Source organism: Sinorhizobium alkalisoli (genome assembly GCF_008932245.1).
GTDB classification, from domain to species: Bacteria; Pseudomonadota; Alphaproteobacteria; order Rhizobiales; family Rhizobiaceae; genus Sinorhizobium; species Sinorhizobium alkalisoli.
The window spans coordinates 1558832-1577728 of record NZ_CP034910.1; the positions used below are offsets into that span (position 1 = coordinate 1558832).

The 18897-nt window shown below is 62.0% G+C and carries 17 protein-coding genes; 11 read left to right on the plus strand and 6 right to left on the minus strand.

Annotated features, from left to right (window positions below; all coding sequences use genetic code 11):
- Positions 1–16 precede the first annotated feature (16 nt).
- Entirely contained in the window at positions 17–1390 is a 1374-nt protein-coding gene (locus tag EKH55_RS25070; RefSeq protein ID WP_151611216.1) for an ISNCY family transposase, read from the minus strand.
- Between the two features lie 353 nt (positions 1391–1743).
- Between EKH55_RS25070 and mctS the strand changes: the two genes are divergently transcribed.
- The 5 genes from mctS (at position 1744) to EKH55_RS25095 (ending at position 7298) form a co-directional block, all read left to right on the plus strand.
- Positions 1744–3123, plus strand: coding sequence for a two-component system sensor histidine kinase MctS (gene mctS, locus EKH55_RS25075; protein WP_151613594.1), 1380 nt, complete (start codon positions 1744–1746; stop codon positions 3121–3123).
- Complete coding sequence (mctR, locus tag EKH55_RS25080) at positions 3120–3752, plus strand: two-component system response regulator MctR (protein ID WP_151613595.1); 633 nt, start codon at positions 3120–3122, stop codon at positions 3750–3752. Before mctS ends, mctR begins: the two co-directional genes overlap by 4 nt.
- A 130-nt stretch (positions 3753–3882) precedes the next feature.
- Positions 3883–4431: a TRAP transporter small permease subunit gene (locus tag EKH55_RS25085; protein WP_151613596.1), complete on the plus strand. Its 549-nt coding sequence runs from the start codon at positions 3883–3885 to the stop codon at positions 4429–4431.
- A 118-nt stretch (positions 4432–4549) separates the two neighbouring features.
- Positions 4550–6097: a TRAP transporter large permease gene (locus EKH55_RS25090; protein WP_069456508.1), complete on the plus strand. Its 1548-nt coding sequence runs from the start codon at positions 4550–4552 to the stop codon at positions 6095–6097.
- A gap of 85 nt (positions 6098–6182) precedes the next feature.
- Positions 6183–7298 (plus strand): TRAP transporter substrate-binding protein, encoded by a 1116-nt coding sequence (locus EKH55_RS25095; protein WP_069456509.1) that lies wholly within the window; start codon positions 6183–6185, stop codon positions 7296–7298.
- 108 nt (positions 7299–7406) lie between these two features.
- On the opposite strand, the gene EKH55_RS25100 is transcribed toward EKH55_RS25095, so the two are convergent.
- From EKH55_RS25100 to ytfQ, 5 genes are all read right to left on the minus strand, one after another.
- Positions 7407–8159, minus strand: coding sequence for a FadR/GntR family transcriptional regulator (locus EKH55_RS25100; protein WP_151613597.1), 753 nt, complete (start codon positions 8157–8159; stop codon positions 7407–7409).
- Between the two features lie 21 nt (positions 8160–8180).
- The gene (gene yjfF, locus EKH55_RS25105; RefSeq protein WP_151613598.1) at positions 8181–9149 is read right to left on the minus strand and encodes a galactofuranose ABC transporter, permease protein YjfF; all 969 of its coding nucleotides are present in this window, start codon (positions 9147–9149) and stop codon (positions 8181–8183) included.
- Positions 9146–10168 (minus strand): ABC transporter permease, encoded by a 1023-nt coding sequence (locus EKH55_RS25110; protein WP_069456526.1) that lies wholly within the window; start codon positions 10166–10168, stop codon positions 9146–9148. Before EKH55_RS25110 ends, yjfF begins: the two co-directional genes overlap by 4 nt.
- A complete protein-coding gene (gene ytfR, locus EKH55_RS25115; RefSeq protein WP_151613599.1) occupies positions 10155–11684 on the minus strand; it encodes a galactofuranose ABC transporter, ATP-binding protein YtfR in 1530 nt (509 codons plus the stop codon). Before ytfR ends, EKH55_RS25110 begins: the two co-directional genes overlap by 14 nt.
- An 84-nt stretch (positions 11685–11768) precedes the next feature.
- The gene (gene ytfQ / locus EKH55_RS25120) at positions 11769–12731 is read right to left on the minus strand and encodes a galactofuranose ABC transporter, galactofuranose-binding protein YtfQ (RefSeq protein ID WP_151613600.1); all 963 of its coding nucleotides are present in this window, start codon (positions 12729–12731) and stop codon (positions 11769–11771) included.
- Between the two features lie 529 nt (positions 12732–13260).
- Between ytfQ and EKH55_RS25125 the strand changes: the two genes are divergently transcribed.
- The 6 genes from EKH55_RS25125 to EKH55_RS25150 all read left to right on the plus strand — a co-directional run bounded on the left by EKH55_RS25125 (position 13261) and on the right by EKH55_RS25150 (position 18897).
- The gene (locus tag EKH55_RS25125; protein WP_192803821.1) at positions 13261–14586 is read left to right on the plus strand and encodes an ABC transporter substrate-binding protein; all 1326 of its coding nucleotides are present in this window, start codon (positions 13261–13263) and stop codon (positions 14584–14586) included.
- 121 nt (positions 14587–14707) lie between these two features.
- Positions 14708–15634 (plus strand): carbohydrate ABC transporter permease, encoded by a 927-nt coding sequence (locus EKH55_RS25130; RefSeq protein WP_116288759.1) that lies wholly within the window; start codon positions 14708–14710, stop codon positions 15632–15634.
- Complete coding sequence (locus EKH55_RS25135; protein WP_069456514.1) at positions 15631–16587, plus strand: carbohydrate ABC transporter permease; 957 nt, start codon at positions 15631–15633, stop codon at positions 16585–16587. Before EKH55_RS25130 ends, EKH55_RS25135 begins: the two co-directional genes overlap by 4 nt.
- Complete coding sequence (locus EKH55_RS25140) at positions 16584–16796, plus strand: hypothetical protein (protein WP_069456515.1); 213 nt, start codon at positions 16584–16586, stop codon at positions 16794–16796. The genes EKH55_RS25135 and EKH55_RS25140 overlap by 4 nt, the downstream gene beginning before the upstream one ends.
- A 3-nt stretch (positions 16797–16799) precedes the next feature.
- Positions 16800–17897, plus strand: a complete 1098-nt coding sequence (locus EKH55_RS25145) for an ABC transporter ATP-binding protein (RefSeq protein WP_069456516.1) — start codon at positions 16800–16802, stop codon at positions 17895–17897.
- Positions 17890–18897 carry an ABC transporter ATP-binding protein gene (locus tag EKH55_RS25150; RefSeq protein WP_069456517.1) on the plus strand — a complete coding sequence of 336 codons (1008 nt, stop codon included), beginning with the start codon at positions 17890–17892 and terminating at the stop codon, positions 18895–18897. Before EKH55_RS25145 ends, EKH55_RS25150 begins: the two co-directional genes overlap by 8 nt.

The following is an 18897-nucleotide window of genomic DNA, read 5'->3' on the forward strand; positions in this document are numbered from 1 at the left end:
ACCTTGCGATGGCGGATCATTCCGCCGCATCGAGCTCAGAGAGCGCTTGCCGCCGCCGAGCAACGACCGCCGGATCGTTCATGAAATCCGTCCGCTTGCCCGGCCTGCGTCCCCGCGGCCTGTAGCCATTCTTCTCGCTGTTGGTCTTCACAACCGGCTTCTCTTGCTGGTCCTGACGGTCCTTGATGTAGGCCAGCACATCGGAAAGACGCTTGTTCTCGGTGATCGCCGCATGCGTCACGCGCTGGTCCTTGTCGAACACCCGGTAGGACAGGGAATGCCCCTTCCAGCGCACATCGAGCCGGCCATCGGCATAAGCGTAGGTCTCGACATAGCGGCCGACCAGTCCGCGCGTCACCTCGGTCTCTTCCAGCATGATCCGCTGGCGCTCGTAGGAGAACGTCAACTGGGCACCGACATAACGCTGCTCACGTTTGCAGAGGATCTCCTTCAGCCGGTCCGACGCGAGATTCATCGGCCGATGCAGATCATCCGGTCGGGCAGGGGTAATGGCAAACTGCCGGTTATAGCGCTCCATGAACCGAGGCAGGAAAGCGTTGCCGTCGTCCATGCCGCAGATGCCCTCCAGGCGCAGATCCTTGATCAAACGGTCCTGCAGCGTCCGGTTCATCCGCTCGACCCGGCCCTTCGCCTGGCTCGAGTTTGCGCAAAGAATCTCGATGTTTAGCTCTGACAGCGCACGCCCGAACTGGGTCATGCCCTGGCCGCCCTTGGCGTCCTTCTTCGCCACCCGGAACACCGAATGCTTGTCGGAATAGAAGGCGACCGGCGCACCATGCGCCTTCAGATAGAGTTCCAGCGCCTCGAAATACGTAAACGCGCTTTCCGAGCGTACGAAGCGCAACTGCATCAGCTTGCCGGTCGCATCGTCGATGAACACCAGCAGCGAACAGGGATCACCACGATCCTCGAACCAGCGATGCTCGGACCCGTCGATCTGCACCAGCTCGCCATAGGCTTCGCGGCGCAGCCGCGGCTGGTGAAACGTCCGGCGCTGCTTGCGCGACAGCCACAGGCCGGCCTCCGACATCCATTGGCGCAAGGTCTCGCGCGACACCGTCAGCCCATCGCGCTCGGCCAGCTTCTCGGCCGCCAGCGTCGGGCCGAAATCGGCATAGCGCTCGCGCACGATCGCCATGGCGTAATCGCGCACGCCGTCGCTAATCCGGTTGTTCGACGGTCGGCCGATCGCCCTGTGCCGGATCGCCGCCGCTCCATCCGTCCGGATCCGCTCCAGCAGTCGACGCACCTGACGCGTGCTCAAGCCCAGGACATGCGCCGCCGAAACCAGCGTCATGCGGCCGTCGACCACCTTCGACAAAACCTCGATCCGCTGCAGGTCGCGCTCGCTCATCGCAATCAATCCCATCCGCAATCTCCCACGTCATTGAAAACGCGGGGAGAGTGACATTCTTACTTTGCAGGAACAGGACACTTTAACTTTGCGGCTACAACAGAAAATCAGATAATCTATGTTATGGAACTTTACCTGACTTGCCCAAGCGGATGGCAATAATGTGTGCGCAAGGCGTTCGCGCGAAGCGGCACCTGCGGCAAGCGCACGAACGTCCGCGTTCCGCCTGAGAAAAGCCCCGAGACAGGCAAGCCCGAGTTGACTTCCACATCATCCTGTGGGCTAGCCTTTTCAAGGTTCACCGTCGGCGAGCGGAGAAAACGACCGCGCTTCCAGCGAACCGGCGAGCATGGATTGGAGGAACGCACTTGCATCTTCGTCATCAGATCGTCGCCCTGGCCATCGTCCCTCTGATCGTCGCGATCCTGACCATTACCGCCTTCATCACATTGCAGTCGACGACACTCGTTCAAAGCAGCATCGATACCTTCGAGAAAAACATGCTGAAGGCGAAGGAGAATGAGCTTCTGAACCTCACCAATCTCGCCCTCTCGGCAATCAACGAGGTCTATGGCAAGGCGGGTCCCGACGACGAGGCAGCGAAGGAAAAGGTCAAGGCGATCCTCAAGAGCCTCGACTACGGCCGGGACGGCTATTTCTTCGTCTACGACTACGACGGCAACAATCTCGTCCATCCCCGACAGGAGTTCCGTCCGGGACGCAACTGGCTCGGCCTGGTCGATCCCGATGGCGACCGCGTCATCGCCAATCTGATCGCCAAGGCCAAGGAAGGCGGCGGGCTCCATCAGTACAAATGGGAAAAGCCCTCCTCCGGCAAGCTTGCCGACAAGCTCTCCTTCGCCGCCGGCCTCGACAAATGGAACTGGATGATCGGAACGGGGGTCTATCTCGACGACGTCTTTGCGCAAACCGCAGCCGCCAAGGCGGATCTCCGCGAGAATATCCGCACGACCTTTCTGGTCGTGACGCTGATCGCCGTACCGGCCGTGCTGCTCGTCTTCGCCACCTGCATGCTGGTGACGCTGCGCGAACGGCGAATGGCGGACGGCAAGCTGAAGCAGCTGACGCAGCGCATCATCGACACGCAGGAGGAGGAACGGGCGCGGCTCGCGCGCGAACTGCACGACGGGATATCGCAGAACCTCGTCGGCGTGCGCTATGCGATCGACCTTGCGAGCCGCCAGGTCAAGAACCGTAGCGAGGACGCTTCCAGGGCGATCGACGTCGGCGTCGAGGCCTTGAACGGCGCGATCAAGGAGGTGCGACGGCTTTCGCACGAATTGCGGCCGCGGGTGCTCGACGATCTCGGCCTGACGCCGGCGCTGAAGGCGCTGAGCGAGAATTTCACCGAGCGCACCGGGATTGAGGTGGACATGGAAGCCGCGTGGCGGGACATGCTGAGGCCGGAGGCGAGCACGGCCCTTTACCGCATCGCCCAGGAAGCCCTCAACAATATCGAGCGGCATTCCGGGGCAAGCCGGGTGGAAATCAGGCTCTGGAGCGAAAAAGAGCGCGTCAGGATGACGATTGCCGACAATGGCAATGGTTTTGTGGAGGACGAACTCAAGGATGGCCGAGGCGGGCTTGGCCTGCGCAACATGCAGGAACGCATGGCGCATTTCGGCGGTCTCCTGCTCGTCAAATCAGGCCCGGAGGGGACGCGGCTGACCGCTATGCTGCCGAAATCGGCAAACCACGAGCCTGAAAGACGGCGGGAGGCAGCATGAGCAGACAGCAACCCATCAAGGTCCTCCTGATAGACAACCATCCACTGGTGCTCGACGGCCTCAAGGCGCTGCTCGAAACCTACGGCCAGGTGGAGGTGGTTGGCACCGCGGGGCTGGCGCGCGCGGGGCTCGAGATTGCCCTGCGCGCGCAGCCGGACGTCGTGCTGATGGACATCAACATGCCGCAAGTGAACGGCATCGACGCGATCGAGCTCTTCAAGCAGCAACTGCCCGGCATACGCGTGCTCATGCTTTCCATGCATGACAGCCGAGAATACATCTCGACGTCGGTTCTCAAAGGCGCCCGCGGCTATATCCTCAAGGATGTCTCGACCGAGGAGATCGTTGCGGCGATCGAGGCGGTCGCGCGCGGCGAGACCTACTTCTCCTCCGGGGTCTCGGACGTGCTGATGGAACGCAATGCCGACGACAACGCCGTGCCGCTTACCCTTCGTGAGCAGGAGGTGCTGCGTCTCTTGGCGTCCGGCCAGAGCAATCGCGATATCGCACAGACCCTCGGCATTTCGGCTGCCACGGTGGAAACGCATCGCAAGAACCTGAAAAGGAAGCTCGGCATTGCGACGACCGCCGGGCTGACGCGGTATGTCATCGAGCACGGGTTGACGTGAGCGGCCTACCCACTTCTGGGTATGTTATTGAATCTCCTCAATATTCCTCCTTGCAGCCAGGAAAGCGCGGGCATACCAATTGCCGCGACGACCGGTGGTCCCAGCCACCCGTCATCGGGGAGGAAGTTCGATGCCTATTCTATTGTCGCTGTCTCGCGTCATCGACGCGATGAATACCCATGCGGGCAAGGCGGTCTCTTGGCTGCTTCTGGCTGATGTGCTGATCAGCGCCCTCAATGCGATCTCGCGCAAGCTTTTCGACCTCAGCTCGAACGCTTGGCTCGAGGCGCAGTGGTATCTGTTCTCGGCTGTCTTCCTGGTCGCAGCCGGTTTCACCCTGCTCAACAACGAGCATGTCAAGGTCGACCTCTTCTATGGTCACCTGCCGCGCCGTGCGCAGCTCTGGATCGAGGCGATGGGAACGTTCCTTTTCCTCATGCCCTTCTGTCTGATCACGATCTATCTGGCGACGCCGATCTTCTTTGCGAAGTTCTCGAGCGGCGAGATCTCCAACAATACCGGCGGCCTGGTTCTCTGGCCCGTCTGGATGCTGATCCCGATCGGATTCGGACTGCTGGCGCTGCAGGGGCTTTCGGAACTGATCAAGCGCATCGCCATCCTTCGCGGTGACCTGCCCGATGCGATTGCGCTCGCCGACGCCGAAGCCAACGCCCTCTAGAGCGGTATGCGCTCACATGCGTTCGCACAACCGCTCTATCTGTTTGTTTTTGCCGCATTTGTGCGACTTCAGGTGATTCCACCTGACTGCAAAATGCTCTAAATCAGGATCTCGTCACATGTTCGCTTTCTTCGCGGAAAATCTCGCGCCGATCATGTTTCTGTCGCTGATCGTCGTGCTGCTGATCGGCTATCCGGTCGCCTTTGCCCTCGCCTTCGTCGGCTTCGTTTTCGGCTTCATCGGCATCGAAATGGGCCTCCTGCCCGCGAGCCTCTTCGGGGCCATTCCCGACCGGATCTTCGGGCAGATGTCGAACGAGACTCTGCTTGCGATCCCCTTCTTCACCTTCATGGGCCTCATCCTGGAGCGAAGTGGGATGGCGGAGGATCTGCTCGACACGATCGGGCAACTCTTCGGACCGGTTCGTGGCGGGCTCGCCTTCGCCGTCGTCTTCGTCGGCGCGATCCTGGCGGCGACTACGGGCGTCGTTGCGGCCTCGGTCATCTCCATGGGTTTGATCTCGCTGCCGATCATGCTGCGCTACGGCTACGACCGGAGGATAGCTGCCGGCACCATCGCCGCCTCGGGAACGCTTGCGCAGATCGTCCCGCCGAGCCTGGTGCTGATCATCCTCGCCGACCAGCTCGGCCGCTCCGTGGGCGACATGTACAAGGGCGCACTAGTGCCGGGTCTGCTGCTCGTCGCCGTCTATGCCGGCTTCATCGCGGTCATGTCGCTGCTGCAGCCGAAGAGCGTGCCGGCGCTGCCGCCCGAAGCCCGGTCGCTCCGCGGCCTCAAGCTCGCACGCAAGGTGATGACGTCCCTCATCCCGCCCCTCGCCCTCATCTTCCTCGTGCTCGGCACCATCTTCATCGGCCTTGCTACGCCGACGGAAGGCGGCGCCATGGGCGCGGTCGGGGCGCTGATGCTGGCCGCATTCAACCGCCGCCTCGATCTGACGATCCTGCGTTCGGCGCTCTATGCAACGGCAAAGCTCTCCTCCTTCGTGATCTTCATCCTGCTCGGCGCGCGCGTCTTCTCGCTCACCTTCTACGGCGTGAACGGCCATATCTGGGTCGAGCACCTGATGACGTCCATACCCGGAGGCGAGCTTGGCTTCCTGATCGCCGCCAACCTGCTCGTCTTCTTCCTCGCCTTCTTCCTCGACTATTTCGAGCTGGCCTTCATCATCATCCCGCTGCTGGCGCCGGTCGCGGATAGTCTCGGTATCGACCTCATCTGGTTTGGCGTGATGCTGGCGATCAATATGCAGACGAGCTTCATGCACCCGCCCTTCGGCTTCTCGCTCTTCTATCTCCGCTCGGTGGCACCGGCTCGCGCCTATCGCGACAAGGTGACCGGCGAGACTATCCAACCGGTTACTTCCGGCCAGATCTATAGGGGCGCGCTGCCGTTCCTCGGCATCCAGCTGGCAATGGTCGTACTCGTCATGTCGTTCCCCGGCCTCGTCACCCACTACAAGTCCGGCCAGGTGGAGGTGGACCCGTCAGAAATCCAGCTGGATGTCCCGATGCCGGGAGACGCGGAAAGCAATCCCTTCGGCACCCCGGCCGCGCCCTTCGGCACGGAAGACGGCGGGACGAGCCCCGACCTCTCGTCCGTGGACTTCGGTTCGCCCACGCCAGATTTCGGCGCGCCGCAATAGTAAGCACCCAACGACCCTAGTCCGGCTGCCGCTTCGCCCCGACAGCCGCCCGGAATCACCCATCCAAAACTGAGGAGGACCACGCGTGACTCATACTCTCAACAGACGAAACTTCCTGTCGAAAGGCGTGCTGGCCGGCGTTGCAACAGCCGCCGGTTCGACGCTCGCCGCTCCTGCGATCGGCGCGGAATTGCCGACCCTTCGCTGGCGCCTGACCTCGGGTTTCCCGAATAATCTCGACACGATTTACGGCGGCGCCGTGGTGATGGCCGAGGCTCTGTCGAAGATCACCGAAGGCAAATTCCAGATCCAGGTATTCCAGGCCGGCGAGATCGTGCCCGGACCACAGGCCCTCGACGCAGTGAACGCCAACACGGTCGAAATCGCCCATACTTGCGGCTACTATTTCACCGGCAAGGATCCGACATTCGCGATCGGCTCGACCATTCCCTTCGGCATGAACGCGCGCCAGCAGAATGCCTGGCTCTATCATGGCGGCGGCAACGAGCTCTACAACGCGTTTCTCGCCGACTATGGCGTCGTCGGCATTCCTGGCGGCGCGACCGGCGCCCAGATGGGCGGCTGGTTCCGCAACGAGATCAAGAGCCTCGCCGATCTTAAGGGCGTCAAGATGCGCATCGCCGGTATTGCCGGCCAAGTCATGGCGAAACTTGGCGTCGTGCCGCAGCAATTGCCGGGCGGCGACATCTATCCGGCGCTCGAGCGCGGCACGATCGACGCGGCCGAATGGATCGGCCCCTATGACGACGAGCGCCTCGGCTTCTACCAGATCGCGCCGAACTATTATTATCCGGCCTATTGGGAAGGCGGGTTGACCGTGCACTTCTTCGTCAACAAGGCGCAATACGAGGCGCTGCCGGAAGCCTACAAGGTCGCGCTCGACACCGCCTGCAAGGCGGCGAACCTCAACATGCAGGCCATGTACGACGTCAAGAACACGACGGCGATCCGTACGCTCGTCGGCAAGGGCGTAAAGCTCAGGCCGATGCCGCGCGACATCCTCGATGCGGCCTACCAGGCCACCTTCGAGCTCTACGGCGAATTCGAGGACAAACATCCCGCCTGGGCGAAAATCTATCCGCAGTGGAAGAAGTTCCGCGACGAATCCTTCCAATGGTTCCGCGTCGCCGAATACAGCTATGACAGCTACAACTACGCGGCACAGGCGGCCGGCAAGTAAGCAGAATGCAAATCTCGCTCCAGGCCCTCGGCCTGGAGCGAGATTACTCCATATAGTCAGAGCAGTAGAGCCGCTAGCTCATCCGAATTGGAAGGGGCTCGGCTTCATCTAAACGTGCGGCACGGCCGGGGTTCGCTGTGCCCGCAGGTCGTGGAGCAACCGTTCCTGACCGACGCGGATCACATGCTCCATCGCACCGCGGGCGCCCTCCTCGTTCCGGCGCCGGATTTCCTCGACGATACGGATATGGGCCATGGCGACGCGATCGATCTCGGTCGCGTCGGCGCGGGGGCTCGTTCGCCTGAAGACCCCCACCAATGCCGCTTCGATCAGGCTTCCCACCGTATGCATGAATGGATTGAGAGAGGATTCGAGCAGGCTCAGGTGAAATTCCAGATCGGCCTGGGCGAGCGTCTGCCCGTCGTGGCCGGCTTTCCCCATGGCAACGGCGAGCCGCATCATCCGGGCAATGTCCGCATCAGTCGCCCGCCGCGCCGCGAGACCCGCGGCATAGGGCTCGAGTGCCAGCCGCACCTCGCAGACATGGCGCAGAAAATCCTCGTCGACGCCGGCATTGAAACGCCATGTGAGCACGTCGCTGTCGAAGAGATTCCAGCTGGCTCGCGGCAGCACGCGCGTGCCGATGCGGGCCCGGGCGAGCACCAGGCCTTTGGCGGCAAGGGTCTTCATCGCTTCGCGCAGGACCGTTCGGGAGACATTGAAACGGGCTGCAAGTTCGAGGTCTCCGGGCAGTATCTCGCCCACCGCAAACTCGCCGCCGACGACGGCTTGTCCCAGTTCGTCCACGACGAGGCGATGGCTCGTCCTTTTGCCCGCAGGCCTGCCGAAGCGTGACGGCATTTCACCCGGCCCTCCCCCTCGTCATGCGTGCTGCCTCTCAGCCCGCGTCAGCCGGATGATCCCCTTCTGCAACAGGATGAAGGCGAAGAGCAGCAGACCGATCAGGATCTTCGTCCACCAGCTCGACAGCGTGCCGTCGAAGGTGATGTAGGTCTGGATCAGCCCCTGGATCAGGATACCGACGAGGGTCCCGGCGACGAAGCCCGAGCCGCCGGTCAAAAGCGTCCCGCCAATGACGACGGCCGTGATCGCGTCGAGTTCGACGCCGACCGCAGCGAGCGAATAGCCGGCCGAGGTATAGAGCGAGAAGACGATGCCGGAGAGCCCCGCCAGCAGCCCCGAGAGGGCGTAGATGCCCATGGTCGTTCTCGCGACCGGCACGCCCATCAGTTGCGCCGTCGCGGCGCCGCCGCCTAGCGCATAGACATTGGTGCCGAAGCGGGTTCTGTGCGCAATCACAATGCCGACGGCGAAGACGAGCAGCATCAAACCGCCGATCAGCGTAATCCGACCGCCGCCGGGCAGCTTGTAATAGAACCCTTTCAAGGTGGCATAGAACGGATGCTTGATCGGAACGGAATCGATCGAGAGCACGAAGGCCATGCCGCGGGCGAGGAACATGCCGGCGAGCGTGACGATGAAGGCAGGCATTTCGAGGTAATGGATGATCGCTCCCATGAGCGCCCCGAACGCCGTGGTGATAACAAGCACCAGCGCGAAGGCGACGAGCGGGTGCATACCGCCCTGCTCCAGAACGACGGCGAGAAACACGCCGGTAAAGGCGATGACCGCACCGACCGAGAGGTCGATGCCGCCGGACAGGATGACGAAGGTCATGCCGACGGCAGCAATGCCGAGGAAGGCGTTATCCGTCAGCAGATTGCCGATCACCCGCGTCGAAAGCATGTTCGGGAACTGCATGACGCAGAGCGCATAGCTCAGTACGAAGATGAGGATCGTTGCCGTAAGCGGAAGATATTTCTGCTTCATTTTGCTTCTCGCTCGGTCGGTTTTCCGGTGGCGCGCGGCAGCCTGACGAAAGTGAAGGCGGTCCTGAAGCGCGGCGATTGCAGCACGAGGATGAACACGATGATCGCCGCCTTGATGATGAGGTTGAACTCAGGGGGGAAGCCGGACAGGAGAATGCCCGTGTTGATTGCCTGGATGATGATGGCGCCGAGCACCGAGGCCGCGATGCTGAAGCGCCCGCCGAGAAGCGACGTCCCGCCGACCACGACGGCGAGGATCGCATCGAGCTCCAGCCAGAGACCGGCATTGTTGGCGTCCGCTCCCCGGATGTCGGCGGCAGCGATGATGCCGGCCGTCGCCGCACAGAGGCCGGAAAGCACGTAGGCAGCGATCAGGAGAACGGGGGTGAGGACGCCGGACAGCGTGCTCGCCTGACGATTGACGCCGATCGCTTCGATCAGCATGCCAAGTGCCGTCTGACGAACGAGTAGCGCGACGAGGATACCGAAGACCAGCCAGATGATGACCGGCATCGGCAGGCCGGCAAAGGAACCGCTACCGATGAAGATAAGGCCAGGGTGGTTGAAGGTCAGGATCGCGCCCTCGGTGATGAGCTGCGCGATGCCGCGGCCGGCCACCATCAGCACAAGGGTCGCGATGATCGGCTGGATGTCGAGGATGGCGACGAGAAGTCCGTTCCAGACGCCGCAAAGGATACCAACCACGAGCGTTGCCAGGAGGGTTTCGGTAAGCGAGTGGCCGGAGGTGATCAGCGAGGCGGCAACAGCGCCGCAGATCGCCATGACGGCACCGACCGAGAGATCGATGCCCTTGGTGGCGATGACCACCGTCATGCCGATCGCCAGCAGCACCACGGGGGCACCGCGGTTGAGGATGTCTATCAGGCTTCCATAGAGGCGACCATTCTGGATTTGTAGGTTGAGAAAACCAGGGAAAACCATTGAAATAGCGATCACAATCGCGGTCAGCGCAATCAATTGCGGCAGCAGTCGGCCGAGATAGGTTTTAGCGGTCGCCATCACGATGGCCCCCTTCATTCGCTGCCGCGATCGCTTCGACGATGTGATGCGCGGTAATTCGGTCGCCATCGAGTTCGGCGACATGGGCACGATCGCGCAGGACGATCACCCGCGTGCTGTAGGCGACCAGCTCTTCGATCTCGGATGATATGACGATCAGCGACAGGCCCTTTTCACGGAGGCTTTCGATGAGCCTGACGATCTCCGCATGCGCGCCGACATCGATGCCCCGCGTCGGTTCGTCGAGAATCAGGAATTCCGGCTCGGTTGCGAGCCAACGGGCAAGAATAGCCTTCTGCTGATTGCCGCCCGATAGCAGCTTGATCGGCTTTTCACGGTCGGCGGTGCGGATATCGAGCACGCGGATATAGTGGTCTGCGAGGCGATTCTGCTCCGAGCGGGAGATCGGCCGGGTCCAACCGCGTCTTGCCTGCAGCGCCAACACGATGTTCTCGCGCACCGAAAGGTCGCCGACGATGCCGGCGGTCTTGCGGTCCTCGGGGCAAAAGCCGAATTTCCGGCGGATGGCGGCCCGCGGCGACAACAGATCGACCGCGCGCCCGTCGATCTCAGCTGTACCGCTATCGGCGCGGCTGGCGCCGAAAAGCACCTCCGCCGTTTCCGTCCGCCCCGATCCGAGCAGGCCGGCAATTCCGACAACTTCACCAGCCCGCACGTCGAGGTCGAAGGGATCTATGTGTCCGCGGCGTCCGTAATTGCGAAAGCGGTAGCGTAGCCGCCCCTCGCTCGCGGATGCGTGATGGCTGTGTATCTCATCCGCGAGTTCGCGGCCGATCATCATTGCGATCAGTTCGCGCCGGTCGAGATCGGCGGTCTCGCGGGTGCCGACCAATTGACCGTTGCGAAGCACGGTGATGCGATCGGATATCTCGTAGACCTGCTCGAGAAAATGGGTGATGAAGATGATGCCCAGTCCGCGCGCCTTCAAGCGCCGGACGATGCGGAAGAGCATCGCCACTTCATGCGCGTCGAGGCTCGCGGTCGGCTCGTCGAGGATAAGCACCTTGCCGGAAAGATCGACGGCGCGGGCGATCGCCACAACCTGCTGGATCGCCACCGAAAAGCTGGCGAGGTCGCGCGTGACGTCCAGATCGAGCTCGTATTCGGAAAGCAGTTCGCGCGCCATTCGGTTCATTGCGCCGGTGTCGATCATGCCGATGCGGCGTGGCTGCCGCCCGAGGAAGAGGTTCTCGGCAACCGTGAGGTTCGGCAGCAGATTGACTTCCTGGTAAACGGTGCCAATCCCCAGCCTCTGGGCGTCGAAGGTGTCGCGCGGGTCGACTTCGACCCCGTCGAGCAGGATGCTGCCGCCGTCGCGTCGATAGGCGCCGGTCAAGCATTTGATGAGCGTGGATTTGCCGGCGCCATTTTCTCCGAGAAGCGCATGGACTTCGCCGCGCCGCAGCTGGAAATCGACCTTGTCGAGCGCCTTCGTACCTGGGAAGCCCTTCTCGATCCGGACTGCCGAAAGAATATTTTCGCTGATGCTGTGCATGGATACCGTCTCGTCAGGACCGCCCGCCGGGGTGGACGGGATGGGAAAGCCCGCGCCGAAATACGGCGCGGGCGATTGGCGAGATCAGTAACCGAGCCCTTTCTTCTCCTCATAGACCTTCATCGGATCGTCCGCCTGGGTGTAGAGCTTCGATTCCGTCTGGATCCACTTCGGGGGCTCCTTGCCGTCCTTGAGGTAAGCGTCGAGGGCGTCGAAGGCGGGGCCCGCCATGTTCGGGGTCAGTTCGACCGTCGCGTTGGCTTCGCCTGCGGCCATGGCCTGGAAGATATCCGGAACGGCGTCGATCGAGACGACGAGAATATCCGTGCCCGGCTTCAGGCCGGCCTCCTTGATCGCCTGGATCGCCCCGACGGCCATGTCGTCGTTATGGGCATAGAGGGCGCAGATGTTCTTGCCGCCGTTTTCTGCCTTCAGGAAGCTCTCCATGACTTCCTTGCCCTTGGTGCGGGTGAAGTCGCCGGTCTGGCTGCGGATGATCTTCAGATTGTCATGACCGGCAAGCGCCTCTTCAAAGCCCTTCTTGCGGTCGATTGCCGGAGAGGACCCGGTCGTGCCCTGGAGCTCGACGACATTGCAGTCCTTGCCGGCAACGGTGTCGACGAGCCACTTGCCCGCGACACTGCCCTCGTGAACGAGATCCGAGGTAACCGCCGTCAGATAGAGATCATCGGAAGCATCCACCGTGCGGTCGAGCAGGATGACCGGGATTTCGGCGTCCTTTGCCTCCTGCAGCACTTCGTCCCAGCCGGTGGCGACGACCGGCGCGAGCAGAATGGCGTTGACGCCCTGCGCGATGAAGGACCGGATCGCCTTGATCTGGTTTTCCTGCTTCTGCTGCGCATCGGCGAATTTAAGGTCGACGCCGCGCTGCTCTGCCTGCTGTTTCGTCAGGGTCGTCTCAGCCGCGCGCCAGCCGGACTCCGATCCAATCTGGGAAAAGCCGACGACGAGGTCGGCGGCCGAAGCGCTGCCGACCATGCATGCAGCAAGGATCGTGGCACTCGCGAGTGCTTTACGAAAATTCATGATTTCCTCCCAAAGAAAGCTGCCTCCGTGCAGCTCGGGGATAAAAAATCATATAATATTACTTTTGTAAACTCCCATTTGTAATCAGGAACACACTTCTCGGCAGCGCTTGCGGGAGAGAGCGCTAGGCACGATCCGCTCTCGAGCCGAACCGTCAACACGGAAGGCCAGCCTCCTACGCAACAATCAAAAAACATCCCGTTTCGTCGCGGAGCGGCAATCAGAAAACGAAGAGACTGTTTGCCAGCGACCGGCGCAAATTGCCTTCGGCTCCGCCCGTGGGGTCGCTGCGGCCGATGGCCGGCCTGTGCCGGCGTTGCTGGATAACGCCTCACGGCGCTGCTGCGCTCCCTTTGAACCTTCACTGCGCGCATGCTGCGTTGCAGCGACGAATTGCACTTGATCTGTTTAGTAAAACGTATATCACTAAACATATTGCTTAACATGAGGGAGTACCGCTTGGGCATGTGAGCAAGGGAGAATTTTTCCGAGGCCGGCGACCGGTCGATACTGTATCTGGGAGGAATACATGCGGAAGATGACGAAGGCCCTGACGGGCATGTCGTCGGCACTCATACTGTCGACGGCGATACCGGGAATGGCGAAGGCCGATGAATTGACGCTGTGCTGGGCTGCCTGGGATCCGGCCAACGCACTGGTCGAACTCTCCAAGGATTTCACCGCACAGGCAGGCACGACGATGAAGTTCGAGTTCGTGCCGTGGCCGAACTTCGCCGACCGTATTCTCAACGAGCTCAATTCAGGCGGTAAGCTCTGTGATCTTCTGATCGGCGACAGCCAGTGGATCGGCGGTTCCGCCGAGAACGGTTACTACGTGAAGCTCAACGATTTCTTCGACAGGGAAGGAATCAAGATGAGCGATTTCGCCGAAGCAGCAGTCAACGCCTATTCCACCTGGCCGAAAGGGACCCCGAATTATTGGGCATTGCCGGCCATGGGCGACGCCAATGGCTGGTTCTATCGCAAGGACTGGTTCACAAAGCCGGAATTGCAGGCCGAGTTCAAGGCGAAATACAGTCACGATCTCGGCCCGCCGCAGACCTGGGATGAGTTGAAGCAGGTTGCCGAATTCTTCACCGGCCGGGAGATCGATGGCCAGAAGGTCTATGGTGCCGCAATCTTCACCGAGCGCGCCTCCGAAGGCATCACCATGGGCGCAACCTCGGCGCTCTATCCCTACGGCTTCAAATATGAGCAGACGCCGGGAAAATACGACATGGACGGCGCGGTCAATTCGCCTGACTCCGTCGCAGGCCTCGAGGCCTACAAGGCGCTCTACAAATGCTGCCAGCCGCCCGGCTATACCGACAGCTACATGGGCGAGGGACTTGACGCTTTCAAATCCGGCCAGGTGGCTATGGCGATGAACTGGTTCGCCTTCTTTCCCGGCCTCTACAAGGACGAGAACGTGGGCGGAGACAAGATCGGCTTCTTCGTCAATCCCAAGCAGAAGGTCGCCGCCTCGACACTCGGCGGCCAGGGCATCTCGGTTGTCGCCAACACCGACAACATGGACGGCGCGCTCGCCTACATCAAATGGTTCGCCCAGCCTGACGTCCAGAAGAAGTGGTGGGCGCTCGGCGGCTACGCCGTGCATAAAGCCGTCCTGAACGATCCGTCCTTCAAGGATAGCCAGCCCTTCGCGGCCGACTTCCTCATGGCGATGAACCAGGTGCAGGACTTCTGGCAGGAGCCGTCCTACGCGATTCTCCTGCAGGCCATGCAGAAGCGTCTGCATGACTATGTCGTGGCCGACAAGGGGACGGCGCAGGAGGCGCTCGACGCCCTGGTCAACGACTGGAAGGAAATCTTCGAGGACGAAGGCAAGCTCTAGCCTCATCTTGAACGGCCCGGCTGCGAAGTCCGGGCCGTCTTGGCCGCGCCCCGAACCTTTCCCAATTCAGGTGACGTCAGTGACCGATGCCCCTTCCACCATCGCGGAGCGATCCGCCGAAATGCTCGCCCGCTCCACGCCGACGACGATCGCGGCCCGGGTGCGCGGCCTTTCCGATCGCGCAATCGCCTGGCTGTTCATCACGCCGACCATCGCCTTGCTGCTGGCGATCAATATCTTTCCGCTGATCTGGGCGGTTTATCTCTCCTTCACGAATTTCCGTGCGAACCGTCCCAATGCCGAAGTCGTCGGTGTCGGTTTGCGCAACTACCAGCGGGTGCTGAACGATCCGGACATCTGGATCGCCATGCAGACGACGGCGCATTTCGTCTTCTGGACGATTCTCTTCCAGACGGTCATCGGCTTCGCGCTCGCCTACCTCATCGACCGCAAATTCCGTGGCCACGCCTTCTGGACGACGGTCATCCTCATTCCGATGATGCTGTCGCCGGCGGTGGTCGGCAACTTCTGGCGCTTCCTGTACCAGCCCCAGATCGGCCTCTTCAATTATATCGTCTCGTTCTTCTCAGGCATCCCGCCGTCCTCCTTCGAGATGCTCGGCTCGGTGACGCTCGCACCCTGGGCGATCATCGTCGTCGATACCTGGATGTGGACCCCTTACGTGATGCTGATCTGCCTCGCAGGCCTCAGATCCATTCCCGATTACATCTACGAGGCGGCGGAAGTCGATCGCGCCTCGGCCTGGCGGCAATTCTGGTCGATCACCGTGCCGATGGCCCTGCCCTTCATCATGCTGGCAGTGCTCTTCCGCGGCATCGAGAACTTCAAGATGTTCGACATGGTGATGCTGCTGACCGGCGGCGGACCCGGCTCGACGACCGAGGTGGCATCGATCACGCTGAAGCGCGAGGCCTTCGAAAGCTGGCTCACCGGGCGATCTTCCGCCTTCGCAATCATACTTTTCGTCGCGGTGTTCGGCCTCGCCAACATCTACGTCAAGGCGCTCAACAAGGTGAAACAGAGATGAGTTCGGTCAACACCACCGCCCATTCCGTGGTCGAGCCGACGCCGACCGTCAAGCGCATCGCCGGCGTGATCGTCATCCTCTATGCGCTCGTGACGATGATACCGCTCGCCTGGATCTTTCTCACGAGCATAAAGTCTCCGCCGGACTCGATCAGCTACCCGCCGAAGATCGTGTTCACGCCGACACTCGAGGGCTATTGCAACCTTTTCACCACGCGTACACGGCAGACGCCGGATTATATCCAGTCCTTGCCGCCGGCGACCGGCACCTGCGACGAGATCACGCGCAGCCGCAACATGGTGATCGCCGGGCCGTCGAATTACTGGCCGCGCTTCGGCAATTCGCTGATCATCGCCTTCGGCTCGACCTTCCTCGCGGTGTCGCTTGGAACGCTTGCCGCCTATGGCTTCTCGCGGTTCCGCGTGCCGCTTGCCGACGATCTCCTGTTCTTCATCCTCTCGACCCGGATGATGCCGCCAATCGCGGTCGCGATCCCGATCTACCTCATGTACCGCCAGTTCGGCCTATCCGACACGGCGCTCGGCATGATCCTGCTCTACACCGCCGTCAACGTCTCCCTCGCGGTCTGGCTTCTCAAGGGCTTCATCGACGAGATCCCGCGCGAATACGAGGAAGCCGCGATGATCGACGGCTATACCCGCCTGCACGCCTTCTGGAAGGTCGTGCTGCCACAGGCGACGACCGGCATCGCCGCCACCGCGATCTTCTGCCTGATCTTCGCCTGGAACGAATATGCCTTCGCGGTGCTCCTGACCTCGGGTTCTGCGCAGACCGCGCCGCCATTCATACCGACGATCATCGGCGAGGGCGGCCAGGACTGGCCGGCGGTTGCCGCGGGGACGACGATCTTCCTGGTGCCAATCCTCGTCTTCACCATCATCCTGCGCAAGCAGTTGCTGCGCGGCATCACCTTCGGAGCTGTACGCAAATGACGAGCCCGCAAGAAATGACCCGTGCATCCCGGCAGAAGCGGCCGTTCTTCCTGCGGCGCGGCCCGATGGAAAATATCGCGACGGTACTGATCGCCAGCGGCTTCCTGATGCTGTTCCAGCCGTTCCTGCTGACGCTCTACACCTATTCGCTCGCCATGCTTCTGACTGGAACCGTCCTGTTCATCATCGTTTCGAAGTTTCCGGAGTGAGCAATGTCCGAGATCAAGATCGTGAACCTCCGCAAACAGTTCGGCGATTTCGCTGCCGTCGAGGATTCGTCCTTCACCGTCGAGGATGGCGAATTCCTGGCGCTGCTCGGCCCTTCGGGCTGCGGCAAGACGACGACGCTCAGGATGATCGCCGGGCTTGAACTGCCGACCAGCGGAAAGATCCATCTCGATGGCGAGGACGTCACCTTCAACCGCGCGAGCGCCCGCGACATAGCCTTCGTCTTCCAGCTCTTCGCACTCTATCCGCATATGAACGTGCGCCGGAACATCGGCTTCCCGCTCCTGTCGCAGGGCGTGCCCAAGGCCGAGATCCGCGCCCGTGTCGAGGAAACCGCGAAGCTCCTGCGCATCGACCACATCCTCGACCGATCGGTTTCGGGGCTCGCCGGCGGCGACCGGCAGCGTGTTGCGCTCGGCCGTGCGATCGTCCGGCGGCCGAAATGCTTCCTGATGGACGAACCGCTCGGCACGCTTGATGCGGAGTTCCGCGAGGTGATGGTCCACGAACTGCGCGAACTGCATAATCGCATCCATGCGACGACGGTCTACGTGACCCACGACCAGCATGAAGCCATGGCGATGGCCGACAAGATCGCGGTGATGAACCATGGCGTGATCGAGCAGTACGGTACGCCGCAGGAAATCTACAATAGGCCGGCCTCGATGTATGTCGCCGACTTTATCGGCTCGCCGCCGATGAATTTCATGCGATTCCGTTCGGGCCTGCACAGGGGGACGCAGTCTATCCTTCTCGACGGTATCGAGATCCCCGTGCCGCAGGTGAGCGAGGATGTGCGGCCCGGTGAACTGGCGCTCGGCGTGCGTCCCGAACATATCCGCTTCAACGACGCATCACGCCTTCGCGGCGCCGTCTACGGCAGCGAGTATCTCGGCACGAACCAGGTCGTTGCCGTCGAAACCGCCTCCGGCATCGTCAAGGCGAGAATCCCGGCCGACCGCAGCTTCAGGCTCGGAGAGACCGTCGGGCTCGAGTTCAATCCGGCAAAGCTCGCCCTCTTCGACTGCGCTTCGGGCAGGGCGATCGCCTCGTCCCTCTATCAGGAGGCCCGCCATGGCTGAGGTCGTACTCCAAGGTGTCCGCAAGACGTTCGGCGAGGCGGTCGCGGTCGACGATCTGTCACTGACCATCCGGGACGGGGAACTCGTCGTCCTCCTCGGGCCGACCGGTGCAGGCAAGACCACCACGCTGCGCCTGATCGCCGGCCTCGAAAGGCCGGATCGCGGGCGGATGACGATTGGCGGTCGCGATGTCGGCAGTCATTCGCCGGCGGAGCGGGACGTGGCCTTCGTCTTCCAGCAATATTCGCTCTATCCACATTTGAGCGTCTACGACAATCTCGCCTTTCCGCTGCGTTCGCCGGCCCGCCGGCTCGCAGCCGAGGAGATCGACCGCCGCGTGCGCGAAGTGGCGCGCATGGTTCGCATCGAGCACAAGCTGGAAAACCGCTCGACGCGGCTTTCGGGCGGCGAGATGCAGCGTGTCGCGATCGGCCGCGCGCTCGTGCGCCGGCCGGCCATCTACCTGATGGACGAGCCGCTGTCGTCGCTCGATGCAAAGCTGCGCGCCGAACTTCGGCTGGAGCTGAAGCGGATCCAGAACGAGTTGAACTCCACGCTCCTCTACGTGACCCACGACCAGGTCGAGGCGATGACGATGGCCGACCGCATCGGCATCCTGTCCGAAGGCCGCCTCGTGCAGATCGGAACGCCGCGGGAGATTTACGGTGATCCCGCCAACCTGCATGTCGCGGCGCGCCTCGGCCAGCCGCACATAAACATGCTGCCGGTCGATCTCCTGCCGGGTGCGGCGCCGCCATCAGGCGCGCGTACGATCGGCGCGCGCACCGAGCATCTGGAGATTGCAGCGAATGTGTCGGGCAATGCCGAGGTCGACTGGATAGAGCACCTCGGCGACCAAAACCACCTGCATATCCGGGTCAAGGGTCACAGGATCGTGACGCTTGCCGACCCCTATCTCTCCATCAGGCCGGGAGACCGGATCGATCTCACGCTGAGACAGCCCCTCTATTTCGGGGCGGACGGCGAACGCCTGCGCTGA